Annotated in this window: 17 protein-coding genes; 11 read left to right on the forward strand and 6 right to left on the reverse strand. The window is 68.4% G+C overall.

What is annotated here, in order from left to right; translation table 11 throughout:
- Positions 1-269: 269 nt before the first annotated feature.
- From C563_RS21940 to C563_RS0115150, 8 genes are all read left to right on the forward strand, one after another.
- Positions 270-1,802, forward strand: coding sequence for an efflux RND transporter periplasmic adaptor subunit (locus tag C563_RS21940; protein ID WP_018762909.1), 1,533 nt, complete (start codon positions 270-272; stop codon positions 1,800-1,802).
- The gene (locus C563_RS21450) at positions 1,799-2,524 is read left to right on the forward strand and encodes an ABC transporter ATP-binding protein (RefSeq protein ID WP_018762910.1); all 726 of its coding nucleotides are present in this window, start codon (positions 1,799-1,801) and stop codon (positions 2,522-2,524) included. The genes C563_RS21940 and C563_RS21450 overlap by 4 nt, the downstream gene beginning before the upstream one ends.
- Positions 2,521-3,762 (forward strand): ABC transporter permease, encoded by a 1,242-nt coding sequence (locus C563_RS0115120; RefSeq protein WP_018762911.1) that lies wholly within the window; start codon positions 2,521-2,523, stop codon positions 3,760-3,762. The genes C563_RS21450 and C563_RS0115120 overlap by 4 nt, the downstream gene beginning before the upstream one ends.
- A gap of 7 nt (positions 3,763-3,769) precedes the next feature.
- A complete protein-coding gene (locus tag C563_RS0115125) occupies positions 3,770-4,189 on the forward strand; it encodes a hypothetical protein (RefSeq protein ID WP_018762912.1) in 420 nt (139 codons plus the stop codon).
- Positions 4,190-4,553: 364 nt separating this feature from the next.
- On the forward strand, positions 4,554-5,735 hold the full coding sequence (locus tag C563_RS0115135; RefSeq protein ID WP_018762914.1) for a Re/Si-specific NAD(P)(+) transhydrogenase subunit alpha: 1,182 nt from the start codon (positions 4,554-4,556) through the stop codon (positions 5,733-5,735).
- The gene (locus tag C563_RS0115140; protein WP_018762915.1) at positions 5,735-6,043 is read left to right on the forward strand and encodes an NAD(P) transhydrogenase subunit alpha; all 309 of its coding nucleotides are present in this window, start codon (positions 5,735-5,737) and stop codon (positions 6,041-6,043) included. Before C563_RS0115135 ends, C563_RS0115140 begins: the two co-directional genes overlap by 1 nt.
- Positions 6,040-7,413: an NAD(P)(+) transhydrogenase (Re/Si-specific) subunit beta gene (locus tag C563_RS0115145; RefSeq protein WP_018762916.1), complete on the forward strand. Its 1,374-nt coding sequence runs from the start codon at positions 6,040-6,042 to the stop codon at positions 7,411-7,413. Before C563_RS0115140 ends, C563_RS0115145 begins: the two co-directional genes overlap by 4 nt.
- Before the next feature lie 74 nt (positions 7,414-7,487).
- Positions 7,488-8,408, forward strand: coding sequence for a diacylglycerol/lipid kinase family protein (locus C563_RS0115150; protein ID WP_018762917.1), 921 nt, complete (start codon positions 7,488-7,490; stop codon positions 8,406-8,408).
- A 21-nt stretch (positions 8,409-8,429) separates the two neighbouring features.
- Here C563_RS0115150 and C563_RS0115155 read toward each other — a convergent pair whose 3' ends face one another.
- From C563_RS0115155 to C563_RS0115180, 6 genes are all read right to left on the reverse strand, one after another.
- Complete coding sequence (locus C563_RS0115155) at positions 8,430-9,155, reverse strand: maleate cis-trans isomerase family protein (RefSeq protein ID WP_018762918.1); 726 nt, start codon at positions 9,153-9,155, stop codon at positions 8,430-8,432.
- Between the two features lie 8 nt (positions 9,156-9,163).
- Positions 9,164-10,591 (reverse strand): amidohydrolase family protein, encoded by a 1,428-nt coding sequence (locus C563_RS0115160; RefSeq protein ID WP_018762919.1) that lies wholly within the window; start codon positions 10,589-10,591, stop codon positions 9,164-9,166.
- Positions 10,592-10,623: 32 nt separating this feature from the next.
- Positions 10,624-11,412 carry an aspartate/glutamate racemase family protein gene (locus C563_RS0115165; RefSeq protein WP_018762920.1) on the reverse strand — a complete coding sequence of 263 codons (789 nt, stop codon included), beginning with the start codon at positions 11,410-11,412 and terminating at the stop codon, positions 10,624-10,626.
- Complete coding sequence (locus C563_RS0115170) at positions 11,409-12,092, reverse strand: GntR family transcriptional regulator (RefSeq protein WP_018762921.1); 684 nt, start codon at positions 12,090-12,092, stop codon at positions 11,409-11,411. Before C563_RS0115170 ends, C563_RS0115165 begins: the two co-directional genes overlap by 4 nt.
- Before the next feature lie 80 nt (positions 12,093-12,172).
- A complete protein-coding gene (locus C563_RS0115175; protein WP_018762922.1) occupies positions 12,173-13,528 on the reverse strand; it encodes an MFS transporter in 1,356 nt (451 codons plus the stop codon).
- 176 nt (positions 13,529-13,704) lie between these two features.
- A complete protein-coding gene (locus C563_RS0115180; RefSeq protein WP_018762923.1) occupies positions 13,705-14,538 on the reverse strand; it encodes an amino acid-binding protein in 834 nt (277 codons plus the stop codon).
- Positions 14,539-14,695: 157 nt separating this feature from the next.
- Here C563_RS0115180 and C563_RS0115185 point away from each other — a divergent pair, with 157 nt between their 5' ends.
- The 3 genes from C563_RS0115185 to C563_RS0115195 all read left to right on the forward strand — a co-directional run.
- Positions 14,696-15,760 (forward strand): FUSC family protein, encoded by a 1,065-nt coding sequence (locus C563_RS0115185; RefSeq protein WP_018762924.1) that lies wholly within the window; start codon positions 14,696-14,698, stop codon positions 15,758-15,760.
- 67 nt (positions 15,761-15,827) lie between these two features.
- Positions 15,828-16,571, forward strand: a complete 744-nt coding sequence (locus tag C563_RS0115190; RefSeq protein ID WP_018762925.1) for an IclR family transcriptional regulator — start codon at positions 15,828-15,830, stop codon at positions 16,569-16,571.
- A 112-nt stretch (positions 16,572-16,683) separates the two neighbouring features.
- Positions 16,684-17,693, forward strand: a 1,010-nt coding sequence (locus tag C563_RS0115195) for a 4-hydroxybenzoate 3-monooxygenase (RefSeq protein ID WP_018762926.1), incomplete at its 3' end; no start/stop codon positions are given.

Genomic DNA, 17,693 nt, shown 5'->3' on the forward strand with positions numbered 1-17,693 from the left:
GGGGCTGAAAATGCTCCGCAGGAGGTACCCACGCGTCGGAAGATGTCTGGCCGTACTGCGGTAGGCGAGCTCCATGCCCACCCTCCCGGCCGGACGGTGTGGAATCGAAATCTGCGCGCTCTGACATGGGTCCCCCAAAATGTGTGATGTGTAAATCCCGCCTATTCTCACACAGCCGCTCCCGGAGCGGGACGACACAAAAGGTCCCCAGCGCCCCGCTCCCACCATTTTCACGGCATTTCTTCAGGTGCCCCTTTTAAGGTCCAGCCATGACCTCAAAATCCCTTGTTATCAACCTGGGCCTGGGCGCCGTCATTCTCGCCCTCGGCGCAGGCACCTACCTCACGGCCACGGCGGCTGGCTCCACCACCCCGTCGGCGGCCGCGCGCACGGTAACGGTGGGCAAGGCGGCCATTTCTTCGGTGGCCACAGCCTCGGGCAATGTCGCCCCGCAAACCGCCACGGTGGTCAGCGCCCAGAACTGCAGCGGCGTGATCCAATCGGTGGCAGCGACATTGGGCCAGCAGGTGACTGCCGGGCAGTTGCTCGTGTCCATTGATCCCACCAACGCCCAGAACGCCCTGAACGCGGCCCAAGCCCAGCTGGATTCGGTGACGGCACAGGCCAACCAGCAGCAGGTATCCGCCGCCGGGCAGGTGGCATCGGCGAACCAGAGCCTGGTGAACGCCCAGCAGTCCGCCGGCCTGGACTCCTCCCAGCAGTCCGCTGCGGTGGCCGCGGCCCAGAAAGCCGTGGATGCCGACAACGCTGCCGTGACCGCCTCCCAGGCAGTGCCCGCCCCCACCCCGAAGCCTGCCAACTGGACGGACCCTGTGGCGGCGGCCCAGAACCAGCTGGCCAAGGACCAGGCCGCGCTGACCCAGGCGCAGAACCAAGCCGCCTCCACACAGCTCAAGGACAAGCAGCAGGTTGCCTCCGCCACCACTGCCCTGGGCAATGCCCAAAACGCGGCGGCCTCGGCAGGGGGGACCAATGTCACCAGTGCCCAGCTCGCCGTCGAGACGGACAAAGCGAACCTCGCCGCGTGCAACCTGACCTCGCCGGTGACCGGAACCGTCACGTCGGTCACCGCAACGGCCGGTGCGCTGACGGGATCCTCCTCGGGGTCCCCGGCAGCGTCGTCAGGGTCCGCCGCCAGCGGGGGCACCGGAGCGGCCACGTCCGCGTCCTCCGGGGCAGCGTCCTCCGCCGGGTCAAGCTCCGGCAGTGGCCTGGTCACCATCAGCGACACCGGCCACCTGCAGGTGGTGGCCGGGTTCTCCGAGTCCGATGTCACCAGCATGAAGCCGGACCAGACGGCCCAGTTCACCTTCCCCGCCCTGGCCCAGGATCCTGCCGCCCCACCCGTCACCGGCAAGGTGGTTTCCATAGCCCAGACTTCAAGCACCACCAACGGCGTGGTCACCTATCCGGTGACGGTCTCCATCGCCAACCCGCCTGCCGGACTGCGCCTGGGCCAGAGCGCCAACATTTCGGTCACCACCGCCACGGCCGACGACGCCCTGGTGGTGCCCAGCCTCGCCATCACCACCACGGGGAACCGGCAAACGGTCAACGTCCTCAAGAACGGCACCCCGACGCCGGTGACGGTCACCACCGGGATCAGCGCCAACGGGCGCACCCAGGTCCTGACCGGTCTGGCCGACGGGGATCAGGTGGAGCTTCCGGCTATTTCCGGCACGCTTGACAGCGGCAGCACCTCCACCGGAGGCGGATTCGGCGCCGGCGGCCTGGGCGGCGCGGGCACCCGCGGCGGCGGCACCCGGAACGGCGGCCAGTGACCGTGGCAGCCGTCATCGAACTGTCCGGCGTCAGCAAGGTCTACGGCAAGGGTGAGGCAGAGGTGCGCGCGCTGGACGCCGTGGACATCGCGATCGAGCGGGGCGACTTCGTGGCCATCATCGGAGCCTCGGGTTCCGGGAAGTCCACGATGATGAACATCATCGGCTGCCTCGACGCGCCCAGCACCGGAAGCTACCACCTGGACGGCATCAATACCCGGGAACTGGACGAGTACCAGCAGGCCCAGATCCGCAACCGCAAGATCGGCTTCGTGTTCCAGAACTTCAACCTGATCTCCAGGACCCGGGCGGTGGACAATGTGGCCATGCCGCTCGCCTACGCCAAGGTGGGACGCCACGAGCGGCGCAGCCGCGCACTGGCCATGCTCGATACCGTGGGGTTGTCCAGCCGCGCCGGCCACAAGCCGTCGCAGCTCTCCGGCGGCCAGCAGCAGCGCGTGGCCATTGCGAGGGCCTTGGTGACCAACCCCGTCCTCCTGCTGGCCGATGAGCCCACGGGGGCGCTGGACTCGCGGTCCTCGGCCGAGATCCTGGACCTTTTCGGGAACCTGCACGCCAGCGGGCGGACCATCGTGATGATCACGCACGAAATGGATGTCGCCGAGCGGGCCGGCAGGGTGGTGCGTATGCAGGACGGCCGGATCGTCTCCGATGTCAGGCAGCAGCCGGTGCCCGCGGGAACCTTCGCGGTGGCGCCGTGAACCTCCTCGAATCGGCGCGCTTCGCCCTCTCCGGGGTGGCCGCCAACAAAATGCGTTCCGTCCTCACCACGCTGGGGATCCTGATCGGCATCGCCGCCGTCATCATCCTGCTCGCGGTCGGTGCGGGGACAAGCAACAACATCAAAGCCCAGATCGGCAAGCTGGGCACCAACGTCCTCACCGTCAGCCGGTCCACCAGCGCGGGCGGCCGCAGCACCGGCGGCCAGGCCGGGGCAAGCCGTACACGCAGCACCAACCTCACCCTCGAGGACGAGCACGCCCTCACGGATGCAGTCCTGGCCCCCGATGTGGCCCGCACGGCGCCGATCGTCCAGGCGCAGGGCGTCACGGCAACGTACACCAGCGCCACCCACTCCGTTGCCAGCTTCCTCGGGACCACGTCCTCGTACTTCGATATCACCAACAGCGCCATGGCGTCCGGGGCGTCCTTCACCGAAGCCGACCAGCAGGCAGGGAACCCGGTGGCCGTCATCGGAAATACGGTGGCCAGTGATCTCTTCGGCGCCACCACCGGTTCCGCGGTGGGCCAGACCATCCAGCTGAACGGCCAAAATTTCACGGTGTCCGGCGTGCTCGCGGTCAAGGGGTCCACCGGCCTGAACGATCCCGACGACATCGTGGTGGTGCCGTTCTCCGCCGCGCAGAACAAGTTCACCGGCTATGCGCCCACCCTCGCGTCCATTACGGTGCAGGCGGCCTCCGCGGACGTCATGAACCAAGCCCAAAACGAGATCCAGATGATCCTGGACGCCCGCCACCACGTCGACTCCACCAACCGGGACTACCAGGTCCGCAACCAGGCGCAGATACTCACCACCGCCACCAACACCACCCAAACACTGACCATCCTGCTGGGCGCGGTGGCTGCCATCAGCCTCCTGGTCGGCGGCATCGGCGTCATGAACATCATGCTGGTCACCGTGACGGAACGGACCCGGGAGATCGGCATCAGGAAGGCCATCGGCGCGTCCCGGGGCAGTATCGTGACGCAGTTCCTGATCGAATCCCTGGTGATTTCGGTCATCGGCGGGGTCGCCGGGATCGCCGTCGGCTTCGCGGGCAGCGCGTTCCCCGTGCTCGGCGTCCAGCCCGAGGTGCAGGCCTGGACAGTCTGGCTGTCCCTGGCGGTGTCAGCCGTCATTGGACTGGTTTTTGGGGTCTACCCCGCCAACAAGGCCGCGAAGCTGCGGCCCATCGATGCCCTCCGCTATGAATAGGAAACCCGTGAACAGCTCCAGCCCATACACCCCGGACACCGACGCAGCCACCGAAGCGCTGCCCGTTCCCCTGACCGCCCCCGGCGAGGACCACGGGCCGTTCCGGGACCAGCCGGCCGAAGTCCCCGCCGACGACGAACCCTTCATTCCCAGGAAGCGGTACACGCCAGGCCGTACCACGAAAGTCCTGGTCTGCGTACTGCTGGTGGTGGCCGGATTCTTCGGCGGCTCGATGGTGCAGAAGCAGCTTGACCTCGGCGCCCGGGCCGGCCGGACAAACGTGGGCAACTTCCAGGGAACCAACGGCCGTGCCGGGGCCGGTGCCGGCGACACCCCCGGCACCCAAACGCCCGGCCAGGGCCGCCGCAACGGCAACAACGGTGCTGCCGCGCCAACCGCCGCGCCCACCGGTGCTGCCGGCCAGTAGGGCGTCCGGCCCGCAAAGGTAAGGCCGACGGCGGGAGTTGCGTCCCGTCGTCGGCCTCGCTTTTCGCTGCGGGTCCGGGCAGTCCGGGGTCTACCTGACCGGGTTGCCGAGTTCACGCAGCGGGGTGAATGCAGACGCACCGAGCCGCAGCCCAGGACATCGAGGCGACAGTCCTCCCCGAGCTGCTGGAAGCCGCGCGGCGGATCGCCCTGGATTACGGCGGGTCGGCGGGCGCTGCCGCGAGGTAACTGTTTGCCATCCAAGCCGGCCACCCTACTCCCGCCGCGGCGCGCAGGGCTCTAGACTCAAGCCAACTGCGTGCAGCAGAGCCGCTGCCACGCCCTTCAGGAAGAGGAGGCAGCGGGTGAAACTGGGCATTCCGCGGGAACGCCGGGAGGGCGAGCGGCGCGTGGCCGCCACCCCCGACACCGTCAGGCAGTTGACCGGAATGGGCCTGGACGTCCTGCTCGAAACCGGGGCCGGGACAGCCGCGGGCCACTCCGACCATGACTACCGGCAGGCGGGCGCGGAGATCGTCGCGGAACTGGACCACGGCGCCCTCGACATCCTGGCCCACGTCCGACCGCTGGACCCGGACACCGCTGCCGCCTTGAAACGGGAAGCGGTGGCTGTGGGGCTCGGGTCGCCGTCGTCCGAACTGCCCACGGTGCAGGCGCTCGCGGACAACGGCGTCACCTCCTTCGCCCTGGAGCTGGTGCCCCGCATTTCCCGGGCCCAGTCCATGGATGCGTTGACCTCGCAGGCGCTGGTGGCCGGCTACCGCTGCGTGCTCGAAGCGGCCATCCGGCTGCCACGGTTCTTCCCGCTGTACATGACCGCCGCCGGGACCATCCCGCCGGCGCGCGTCCTGGTCCTCGGCGCGGGCGTGGCCGGACTGCAGGCCATCGGAACGGCAAAGCGGCTGGGGGCGCGGGTGTTCGCCAACGACATCCGGCCCGCCTCTGCTGACGAGGTGGCTTCCATGGGCGGCACCTTCATCCGGCTGGACCTTGAAACCGCGGAAGCGGCCGGCGGCTACGCGCGGCAGCTGAGCTCCGATGCCGGCACCAGGCAGCGCCAGCTGCTGGCCCCGCACGTCGCCCAATCGGACGTTTTGATCACGACGGCGGCCGTCCCGGGCCGTCCCGCGCCCCTCCTGGTGACCCGCGAGATGGTGCAGGGCATGCGCCCCGGATCGGTCGTCGTCGACCTCGCCGCGGAGTCCGGCGGAAACGTGGAGGGATCCGTGCCCGGCCAGGACATCCCTATCCCCACCGCGGACGGGTCCGGGCAGATTACCCTGGTGGGCCTGAAGGACCCGGCCTCCGCGATGGCGTCCGACGCCTCCCGCCTGTACGCCAAGAACGTGGCCAACCTGCTGGCCCTGATGGTGCGGGACGGCGCGCTGGCCCTGGATTTCGACGACGAAGTGGTGGCCGGAGCCTGCCTGACCCACGGCGGCGTGGTGCGGCACCAGCCCACCGCCGCACTGCTGGCCGCACGGACCGGCGCAGCCGCCACGGCCCGGCAGGACGGAGCACTCTGATGGACGGGACAGCCCTGCTGACCATTACCGTACTGGCAGTGTTCGTCGGCTTCGAGGTGGTGTCCAAGGTCTCCAGCACCCTCCACACGCCGCTGATGTCCGGCGCGAATGCCATCCACGGGATCATCCTGGTGGGTGCCATCATCGTGGCCGGCCAGGCGGCGGACCCGTGGGTCCTGGCGGTGGCACTGCTCGCGGTGGTCCTCGCCACCGCGAACCTGGTGGGCGGGTTCGTGGTGACGGACCGGATGCTGCACATGTTCCATGCGAAGAAGGATGCCGGGCAAGCCAAGGGCGGCAGCAAATGAGCATCCTCGATCCCGTCTGGACCGCCCTGCTGTACCTGGCCGCAGCGGTCTTCTTCATCCTGGCGCTGCGCGGTCTGAGCTCGCCGCGCACCGCCCGCCGCGGAAACCTGGTGGGCGCCCTGGGTGCTGTGATCGCCGTCGTGACCGTCTTCCTGTCCGCCCGGCTCGAGAACATCCCGTGGATCCTGGGCGCGATCGTGGTGGGCTCCGCCGTCGCCGCTCCCGTGGCGCGGCGGGTCAGGATGACGCAGATGCCGCAGCTGGTGGCCCTGTTCAACGGGGTGGGGGGCGGCGCTGCCGCGCTGGTGGCCCTCCTCGAGCTGGGCCATGCGGGGGAACCGTGGGTCCGCGTGGCCATCGTTTTCACGCTCCTGGTGGGGGCCGTTTCGTTCGCCGGCTCGGGCATCACGTTCGCCAAGCTGCAGGAGCTGATGACCACCCGGCCCGTGGTGTTCTACGGGCTGCCCGTGGTGATGTCGGTGGTGCTGCTGGCGGCGGTGGCCTCCGGCGTCGCCGTCGTCGTTTCCGGGTCGCTGCCCCTTGCGGTCCTGCTGCTGGTCCTGGGCCTGGCCGCGGGCGTCCTGCTGGTCCTGCCCGTGGGCGGCGCGGACGTGCCCATCGTCATCTCGCTGCTCAACGCCTTCACCGGCCTGGCCGTCGCGGCGTCCGGCGTGGTGCTCGGCAACGTCCTGCTGGTGGTGGCCGGCACGCTGGTGGGCGCCTCGGGCACCATCCTCACCCGCGCCATGGCGGCGGCCATGGGCCGGAGCGTCGCGGGCATCCTGTTTGGCGCCTTCCGCGGAGGGTCGACGGCGGGATCCACGGCAGTGAGCGAGCGTCCGGTCCGGTCCTCCTCGCCGGAGGACGTGGCGGTCCTGCTGGGGTACGCCCAGCGCGTGATCATTGTTCCCGGCTACGGCCTGGCCGTGGCGCAGGGGCAGCACACCGCTGCCGAACTGGCGCTGGCCCTGGAAGCCCGGGGCATCCAGGTGGACTTCGCCATCCACCCGGTGGCCGGCCGCATGCCCGGCCACATGAACGTGCTGCTGGCGGAAGCCAACGTTCCCTACGAATCGCTCAAGGAAATGGGCGAGATCAACCCGGAGTTCAAGACCACCGACGTCGCCCTGGTGGTGGGTGCCAATGACGTGGTCAACCCGGCGGCCAAGACATCCTCCGGGTCGCCGATCTACGGGATGCCCATCCTGGAGGTGGCGGAAGCGCGGCAGGTGGTGTTCCTGAAGCGTTCCATGCGCCCGGGGTTCGCCGGCATCGAGAATGAACTCCTGTTCGAGCCGCAGACGTCCCTGCTGTTCGGCGACGCCAAGGAGTCCCTGGCCCAGGTGCTGGGCGCCGTCAAGGCACTGTAGGCGCGGAACTGCAGCCGCTTCGGGTTACTCTTCTCTCAACAGCCTGCTTGCTTTCCACCCCACCAGAGGACGCCATGACTGACACCAGCTCCACTTCGCCCAAACGTGCCGCCATCATTGTCAATCCTGCCAAGCCGGTGGACTTCGATGTGCGCGGCCTGGTGGCCAAGCACTGCGTCGAGAACGGCTGGGGCGAGCCCATCTGGCTGGAGACCACCAAGGAGGACCCCGGCGTCGGGCAGGCAAAGGAAGCCCTGGCTCAAGGGGCGGACCTCGTCATCGCGGCCGGCGGCGACGGTACCGTGCGCTGCGTCGCCGAGGTCCTGGCCGGCGGTGATACGCCCATGGGCCTGCTCCCCCTGGGGACCGGGAACCTGCTGGCACGCAACCTGGGCATGGACGTGACCGATTACGACGGCGCCATGGCCGGCGCCCTGACCGGCGCCGAACGGAAGATCGACGTGGTCCGCGCCAAGCGGAGCGATCCGGACCAGGACCAGCTCTTCCTGGTCATGGCGGGCCTGGGCTACGACGCCACCATCATGGGCGACACCAACGAGGACCTCAAGGACAAGGTGGGGTGGCTGGCCTACGTGGACGCCGGCATCCGGAACCTGCCCGGAAAGCCCGTGAAGGCCACCTTGGCGATTGACGGCAAGACCGTGATGCACCGCGGCGTGCGCAGCGTGATGGTGGGCAACTGCGGCAAGGTCCAGGGCGGCGTGGAGATCTTCCCCGACGCCAAGATCGACGACGGCCTGCTGGACATCGCGGTCCTGGCACCCCACCACGGCAAGCTCGGCTGGCTGTCCGTGCTGGCCGGCATCATCGGCAAGGGCCGGAACCGGGATACGGCGGTGGAGTATTTCCAGGGCAAGACGGTTGAGATCACCCTGGAGCACAAGGACGACTACCAACTGGACGGGGACCACGAGGGTGAGGGCAAGCACGTGCTGATGAGCATCGAGCCCGGAGCCCTGACCCTGCGGATGTAAGCGCCCGGCGGGGCAGGCCGGCTAGGCCAGGAGCCTGCCCCAGCGCGGGTCCAGCAGCGGAGCACCCGCCAGTTTCAGGGCGTGCCAGAGGGTGACCGCCACGGAGTCAAGGACCGGGACGCCGGTGCTCTCCTCGATCTCGGCGGTGATATTGGCGCCGTAGAGGTTGGTGCACAGGTACACCAGGGCGTCGGGCGCGGCGGCGGCGAGTTCCCGCGATCCCGGCAGCATCTCCGCGTCCGTGACCCTGGCGAACGACTCGTTGTCGCTGAGCCCGAGCGCCCGGTGGTCCACGGTCTTAATGCCTTCGCGCTCGTAGGAGGCGATGACCTGGTGGTTCACATCGCTCGTATACGGCGTGAACAGGCCGATCCGTTCAGTGCCGAAGGCGCGGAACGCCTCAAGGTAGGCCAGCGTGGAGGTGGTGGCCGGGACGCCCGTGGCGCCGGTAATTTCCGCCGCCAGCTCCCGGTCGTGCGCCGAACCCAGCCACGACCCCGAGGTGCCGTTCCAGGCGATGACGTCCACGTCCGCCGTCGCCAGCAGCCGTGCGGCCTCCCGCATGACGGCGGGGTCGAACTGGCGGTTGGCGGAGTCGTCCAGGGCGATCCGGGTGACGGGAATGCGGGTGAAGTGGACCGTGACGTCGCTGCGGCCACCGAGGATCCGGTAGGTCTGCGGCTCCAGGCAGGTGTTGGAGGACGGCACGATCATGCCGATCCGGCGGGGACGTGTGGATGCAGGCATGGGAACTCCTAGAGGGCGGCGGCGGCGTGTGCCGCGCCGGCGGAAAGGGACTGGTGCTCGCGGAAGCCGTTGCGGGTGATGAACCGGCCTGCGGGGCCGGGATCGTGGAAACCGTCCGCGTCCAGCACCACCCGGCCGTTGGAAACCACGACGGCGGGCCAGCCGGTGAGTGCCTTCCCGTCGAAGGGCGAGAAATCCGTCCCCATGTGCAAGGCGGTGCCATCCACCGTCCGTTCCTCGGCGGGGTCGAAAACCACCAGGTCGGCGTCGAACCCCTCGGCGATGCGGCCTTTGCCGGGGAGCGCGTTGATGCGGGCGGCGCCGGCCGCGAAGGCCTCGACGAACTGCTCCACGGAGGCACCGGCGGAGGTCATCGCGGTGAACGTCACCGGCATCCGGGTCTCCACGCCGGGCAGCCCGTGCGGCATGGCGCGCACGTCATCGGTGCGCTCGCGCTTCTGGGACAGGTCGTAGCAGGAGTGGTCGGAGGACATGGTGTGGATGGCCCCGGACGCCAGCCGCTCCTTGAGCGCGGCCACGGTTTCCGGGCTGCGCATGGGCGGGCAGCAGGCGAACCATTCCGGGAAGGCGGACGCGTAGACAGTGTCGTCCAAGGTGACGTAGTGCGGGCAGGTCTCGGAGAACGTCTCCAGTCCCCGGGAGCGGGCTTCGCTCACCAGGTCCACGGCCCCGGGCGTGGATTGATGGACAAAGTACACGGGTGCGCCGGTGTATTCGGCCATGGCCAGGGTTTCCTTCACCGAGATCTCCTCGGCCAGCTCAGGACGTGTCCGGTGCAGGTGTTCGATCCCAATCCGGCCGTCCTGGGCGTGCTGTTCGGTGCAGTCGGCGATGATGGGATCGTGTTCGGCGTGGATGTAGGCCAGGCCGTCCAGCCGGACCAGCTCCCGCATGACCTTCAGGATGGTGTCCCCGTCAGCCATGGTGGTGCCGCGGTTGGTGGTGTACATCTTCACTGAGCGGACGCCCTCGGCGGCAAGCTGCTCCAGCTGCCAAGGGATGGTTTCGTCCCAGGCGACCACCGCGCCGTGGAGGGCGACGTCGCACCGGGATTCGGTGGCGAGTTCCTTCTTGTGCAGGGCGGCGGCGAGCGGGGTCTCCTGGGCGTCCCGGGGGATGCCGAAGTCGATGATGGTGGTGGTACCGCCCCACAGTGCCGCGGTGGACGTGGTCCGGAAGTCGTCAAGGGTACGGAAGCGTCCGGTGACCTGGGCGACGTGGCAGTGTCCGTCAACGCCGCCGGGGATGACAAGTTTGCCGGCGGCGTCGATGGTGCGGCCGGCGGCGGGGACCGGCTGGTCAACGTCGATGAGGGCGGCGATGCGGCCCTCCTGCACCACGATGTGGGCGGCCTGGCGGCCATGGCTGTTGACGATTGTGGCGTTGGCAATGACGAGTTCTGGCTGGTGGGACATCGGTGTCCTCCTTGTGGGTATGGTGTCTGGCTTTAGGCGGCAGGCTGGGGCGCGCCGGCGTGCTCCTGGCGGGCCGCAAGGGCTGCGTCCAGGCTGCCGGAGAGGCCTTTTCGGTCTTTCGCCGGGGGAGGGGCGAACGCGCCGGCGCGGTGCGATCCGGACTGCAGCCCGGCCACCGCCTCGGCCATGCGGATCCCGGCGGAGATGCCGTCAACCACCGGCACGGGGATCTGCCCCTTGAGGTCGCGGGCGAGTCCTGCCAGCGGGGCGCCGGCGAGGATGACGACGTCGGCGCCGTCCTCCGCCACGGCCTGCCGGCTAAGTGCCAGCAGGGTTTCCTTGAAGTCCTGCTGGACCGAGCCGATGCTGGTGAGGGAGTCGTTGATGGAACGGATGGAGGCCAGCCGGCCGGCGAGCCCGAAGCGTTCCACGCACTCGCGGTACCAGGGCTTGATCCGGTCCGAGATGGCGATGATGGAGAAGCGGTGGCCCTGCAGCGCCGCCGCGCAGAGTGCGGCCTCGGTGATGCCGATGACCGGGACGTCCGCCAATTCCTTCAAGGCGGGCATGCCGGGGTCGCCGAAGGCTGCCACCACGATGGCGTCAACCGGGTCCGCGCCGGGGCGGGTGTGCTCGGCGACGATTTCGGCGACGGCCCCGGCGGCGATGAGGGCTTCGAACCGGGTTTCGATGTATTCGACGCCGTGGCCGGCGGTCCGCACCAGCAGTTCGGTGCCAGGGGCTGCGGAGCGGTGCGCCTCGGATTCGATCAGGGCCGTGACGTCGGCGCTGATGTTGGGGTTGATGACCAGGAGTTTCATTTTCTCTTCCGGTGGAATTCTGGTTCGGTTTTCTGGAAGTCATCGGGGAACTGTTCCCGGTACTTTCCGATGTGGGAGGCGGATTGGGCGGCCGCCCGGTCGGGGTCGCCGCTGGCAATGGCGGCGTAGAGCTCCCGGTGTTCGCGGATCAGTTCGGGCAGGTCGCTGACGTGCCGGAACAGCCAGTGCATCCGGCCCTGCAGGGGTTCCAGGGCCGATTTGAGGAAGTTGTTGTCCGCAATCCCGGTGATGGCGTCGTGGAACTCGCTGTTGGAGCGGTGCGCTTCCATCACCGCGCCCTTGGCAAGGAAAGCCTCTGCGTTGTCCAGCAGCCCCTTAAGGTAGGCCAGGTCTTCAGCGGTGGCGCGGCGCGCGGCGAGCCGGCAGGCCAGCACCTCGAGGGACTGGCGGACATCGAAGAGGTCCTCAACATCCTTGGGGCTGAGGCTGCTGACTTCCGCCCCGCGGGCCCCGCGGTCGCTGATGAGGCCTTCCTGCCGGAGCATGCGGAGGGCTTCGCGGACCGGCAGGCGGGACACGGAGAATTCGGCGGCGAGGTCGCGTTCCACCAGCCGCGTGCCGGGAGCGTAGTGCCCTTCGAAAATGCGGGTGCGGAGGGTGTCCCGGACAGTCTCGCGGAGGGGGCGGTCCTTGTCCTGGGTCTCTTCTGCGGTCAGCATGGTGCTCCATTTTCGATTCTTGTATGGCACTGCTCCCGGCTGCGGGGGCGTGGTTTGCAAGTTTCCCTGCGAGGGCCAGCTTAGACAGGAAGCCGCTTGTTGTAGTTCAGGGTGAGGACCGATGCGCCCATGATCACCGCGGAACCGACAAAGTACAGCAGCGCCCAGGTGTAGGAGCCGGTGGCCCCGACGATCAGGCCGACGACGATGGGGGTCACGAAGCCGGAGATGTTGCCACTGAGGTTCATGGCGCCGCCCAGGACCCCGGCGTTGGTGCGTCCGCCGAGGATGGACGGAATGCTCCAGAACAGGCCCACCCAGCGCAGGAAGAACAGGACCACGGAGAGCAGCACGACGGCGGTGGTGGCGTCGGGGACCACGGTGACGCCTACCAGACCCGCTACGACGATGGCGCTGGAGATGCCCAGGAGGGTGCGCATGACCAGGTTTGCGGAGGCGCCGGAGGCCCGCCATTTGTCGGCGATGGTGCCGCCGATGATTTCTCCGACGAACCCGGCGCCGAAGATCACCAGGGTGGACCAGCCGATGGTCTTCAGATCGAAGCCCTTGGCTTGGGCCAGGTACAGCGGCCCCCAGGTCAGCAGGCCGTAGAAGACTCCGTTGAATCCGAGCCAGCCCAGGCACATGGCCCAGAAGGAGCGGAACTTCAGGTAGGGGAGGAGGCCGCGTTTGCCCGTGCTGCCGTCCAGGGTGGCTTCGGCGTCCTCGGCGGCGTGCGAGGCTTCGATGTAGGATGCTTCGGCTTCGTTGACGGCACGGTGTTCCCGGGGGTTGTCCCGGACGTACCACCAGACGGCGAGTCCCATGAGGACGGTGGCGGCGCCGGCGATCACGAAGGACCAGCGCCAGCTGCCGGTGGTGGCAATGAGGCCGGCAATGATGATGCCGCCAAGCCCGGCACCCAGGGGTGCGCCGGCGTCCAGGATGGTGGCGCCGCGGCCGCGTTCGGACCGGTGCATCCAGATGGCGTTGAGCTTGCCCCCGGCGGGCATGACGCCGGCCTCGGTGACGCCGATTCCAAGCCGGGCGATGAACATGCTCAGGAAACCGCCGGCCATGCCGGACGCTGCTGTGGCCGCGCCCCAGCCGATGCAGGAGGCGGTCATGACCTTGCGCGGGCCGAACTTGTCGATCAGCCAGCCCACGGGAACCTGCATCAGGGCGTAGGTCCAGAAGAAGGCGGACAGCAGCAGGCCCACCAGTTCGGGGGCGAGGTTGAATTCCTTTTGGATGATGGGCAAGGCCACGGAGATGGAGCCGCGGTCGATGTAGTTGACGGACACGAGGACCAGGAGCAGCAGGAAGAGCCGCCACCGGACGGAGCTGCGCCGTTGCAGTCCGTCCTTTCGGGGCTGGGTGGTTTGGGATGCGGATTCGGCGGATGGCGCCGTTGTTTCAGTGTTTGGGACGGACACAGCTTCTCCTTCACGGGGAAGTTCACGAATGGGGAGGATTCGATTTTGGGATCCCAATTTGGGATCCCAAAAACAAAGCTAGAAGTGACTCCCGCCACTGTCAAGGGTTTTTTGCCCGACAGCGTTCCGCGGCTCCTCCGAACGGATTGTGACTGGTGCCCGCATGGTCTCGACGACTAGGGGGAGGAACCCGCGGGGCGGTGGGATAGGGTTTCGGCCAGCTCGGCGAGGCGGTGGGCCCGTGCGGATTCGGCCGGAGTGAACGGCTCACCCGGCCGGGAAAAGGTGATGGGCCCCTGCCGGGCCGTGGGGATCTTCAGGCGCGTCCCGTCGTCGGCCGGTGACCCGGCGTCCTGTGGCGGCAGGATCTGCGCATGCAGCAGCTCGGCCACCGCCAAGGGGAGTTCGTCCGGCGCGGCAGCGATCCGCGCCGCGAGGCTGAGCGCCTTCGTCTGCCCGTCCGCCATCGCCAGGGACGTGGTGGGCCATACGTGCGGACGGCTGCCGCCGCCGTCGTGCAGGGCTGCCAGCAGCTCGCGCTCGCCCACCTCGCCCGGGACCGCGAGGACGAACTCGTCCAGGACGCCGGCCGGGGCGGGGTGCACGTGCAGGCCCAGGATGTTGGCATCCAGCCGGGCCAGTGCCCGGGTCATCCTTTGCAGCGAACCGGGCTGGTCCGCCAGCAGTGTCCGTGCCCGCCACAGCGACGGGGCCGCCGCCAGCTGGCGGCGGTGCCGCAGTGCCGGCGCATGGAGCCAGCTGCGCAGGATCCTCGCCGCCGACGGTTCGGCCACCCAAATCACCAGGACTGTGGCCGTCAGGGTCAGCACCAGGACCTTGGCCACGTAGGGAAGGTGGGTCTCCACCACCAGGGCGTGGACCAGCAGCTCGATGGGCAGCATTACGGCCACGTTGGCAACGGTGAGCCGCGCCTTGGGCGGCTCGGGCATCCGGCCGCAGACCTCGCAGCTCAGGTCGGCCGCGGGCGTGTTGTGCGGAGGGCGCTTCATGACTCAAGCATCACCGGGTGCTGTTTCCGCCGCGTTGCCTCCTGATTCCATTCATGGGAACGTGCCAGGGGCCTTCCGGGTCCCGCACCGTAGGATTTATCAGGAACGTCAGCGCGGCCGCCCGTCAGAATCCACCCCCAAGGAAGGCGCTGCCCACGTGAAGTTGTTTGCCGAGATGTTCAGCATTGGTCCCGGCAACAAGGACCACCATCCTGCCTTGAGGTGCGCTGTCGGTGTGTTCGTGCCGCTGATTACCTTGGTGCTCCTGGGCCGGCTGGACCTGGCAATCTTCGCGTCCTTCGGGGCGTTCACGGGCATCTACGGCCGCGGCGAGCCGCACGCGGTCCGGTTCGTGCTGCAGTTGCGGGCCGGACTGCTGATGTTGCTGGTGATCTTCCTGGCGGCGCTCGCCGCACGAATGGAATCCGCCTGGGGTCTTGAACGCGCCACCACCACCTGGCTGCTGGTCCTGGCCACCACCCTGGTTGCCGGGGCCTGCTCGGTGGCTATCTCCTGGTTGCGGCTTCGCCCCGCCGGGTCCCTCTTCCACATCTTCGCCTTTGCCGCCATCGCTTCCATTCCCAACCAGCCGCCGCTGTGGCAGGGGATGCTGGTGGCCGTCCTCACCACCGTGTTCGCCCTGCTCATCGGCTTCTCGGCCCGGATCCTTCCCAGCCACCGGACCCCCTGGACCCGGCCGGCCCCGATCCGCCGTACCCCCGCAGAGAAGCGTGCGGCCCGGCTTGAAGGCTTCGGTTACCTGGTGGCCGCCGGACTTGCCGGGTCACTGGCCACATGGGCCGGCAGCCGCCTGGGATTCGGCCACAACTATTGGGCCATGGTGGCGGCGGTGGTGCCCCTGGTGGGCCACTCCACGCGGCACCGGGTCCGCCGGGGCATCCAAAGGATCATCGGCACCGTCCTGGGCCTCGCGGTGCTGGCCGCCGTCCTGCTGCTCGGCCTGCAACCCTGGCAGACCGTGCTCGTCATGGCGCTGTGCCAGTTCGGCGCCGAAATGTTCATCCTCCGCCAGTACCTGCTGGCCCAGGTTTTCGTTACGCCCCTGGCGCTGGTGTCAACGCTGCTGGTGGTCCCGGCGTCGCCAACCCTCTTGCTGCGCGACCGCATCATCGAAACCGTCATCGGTGCCGCCGTCGGCATTGCCGTGGTGCTGGCTCCCGGCGCGTGGCGCCGCCTCAGGCAGGGTTCGACGACGGCCTGACCGCCTTCCCGCGCGAGTTCCGTCCGGGCGCGGTACGCTGGACTTCCGGTGAACGGAAGGACTGGCGGTGGCAAACTCGAGCTCGGGCGACTCCGTGGTGGACCGGATCGTGCGGCTGATCTCCGCGTTTCCCCAGGATGTCAATGCCCTCCAGTTGTCTGACCTTGCCAGCCGGGCAGGCCTTCCGCTGACCACTACCCACCGGCTGGTGGGCCAGCTGGCAGGTCACGGACTGCTGGAGACTGCTCCGGGCGGGATGGTGCGGCCTGGACTCCGGCTGTGGGAACTGGTGAACCGTGCCTCGCCGGCGCTGGCGCTCCGGCAGGCAGCCATGCCGTTCATGGAGGACATCCAGCAGGTGCTGAACCAAAACGTGAACCTGGCAGTGCTCGATGGCTGGGAGGCCCTCTTTGTGGAGCGCCTGTCACGGCGCGGCTCGGTGGCCAACCGGGCCCAGGTGGCGGGGAGGATGCCCATCCATATCTCGTCCGCCGGACTGGCACTGATGGCCCACCAGGACAAGGCCATGCAGCAGGAGTACCTGGGCCAGTTCACCGATCCCGAGGGAAGGCTGGCTGCGGCCGACGTGCGGGCGCTGCTGGCCGAGGCCGCCCATCAGGGCTTTGCGCAACTGAAAGGCGTAGTGGATGCGGGCACCTGGGGAATAGCGGTGCCCGTGCTGGACCGCCGGCAGCGGGCCGTAGCCTCACTGGGTGTCGTGGTGCCCCTGCAGGAGATGCGCCTGCAGGCACTGGTTCCGGCCCTGCAAACGGCTGCCCGGGGCATCGCCCGGCAACTTGCCGACGCCTGAGCCATTCAACGGAATTTCCGTAACGCCGGTCACCCGGCTTCCCCCACACTGATGGCAGACAAACGATCCGGTGCCGCCCGTGGCGGGACCCGCAGCGAAGCGAGACGCAGCCATGGCACGAAAAACCATCACCACCCAAGTGGCCATCATGGGAGGCGGTCCGGCAGGGCTGATGCTGTCCCATCTCCTGGCGAAGGCAGGCATCGAGTCAACGGTCATTGAGGTCCGCAGCCACGAGGAGATCGCCCACACCGTCCGCGCCGGAATCCTGGAGCACGGCACTGTGAATCTGCTGGTGGACAGCGGGGTTTCGGACCGTGTGCTGCGCGAGGGCGACCGGCACGATGGCATCGAACTGCGGTTCAACGGCGAGAGCCACCGCATCGACTTCAAGGACCTCGTGGGCGAGTCCGTCTGGCTCTACCCGCAGACGGACGTCTTCCTCGACCTCGCCGCGCGGAGGAAGGACGACGGCGGCGACGTCCGCTTCAGCGTCACCGACACCTCCGTCCATGACCTGGAAGGCAGCCCGAAGGTCTGCTTTACCGACGCCGAAGGCGTTGAATTCGAGATCCAGGCGGATTTCCTGGTGGGTGCCGACGGCTCCCGCAGCCACTGCCGGTTCCAGATCCCGGAGGCCCACCGCAAGTGGTACTTCCACGAGTACCCGTTCGCATGGTTCGGCATCCTGGCCGAGGCTCCCCGCAGTTCCGACGAACTGATCTACGCCAACTCGGCCAACGGCTTCGCCCTGATCAGCCAGCGTACGGAGACGGTCCAGCGGATGTATTTCCAGTGTGATCCCAAGGAGAACGTGGCGGAGTGGGACGATGACCGGATCTGGGCCGAATTCCGGAGCCGCGTCAACGGGAACGGCTTCGAGCTCAAGGAGGGCCCGGTCATCGAGAAGATGGTCCTGCCGTTCCGCAGCTTCGTCCACACCCCCATGCGCCACGGCAACCTGTTCCTCGCCGGGGATGCCGCACACACTGTGCCGCCCACCGGAGCCAAGGGCCTGAACCTGGCCATCAACGACGTCAAGGTCCTCTTCGAGGGGCTGGACAGCCACTACAACTCCGGATCGGGACACCTGCTGGACACCTACAGCGACCGCGCCCTGGA

This window comes from Arthrobacter sp. 135MFCol5.1, from assembly GCF_000374865.1.
GTDB lineage: Bacteria > Actinomycetota > Actinomycetes > Actinomycetales > Micrococcaceae > Arthrobacter.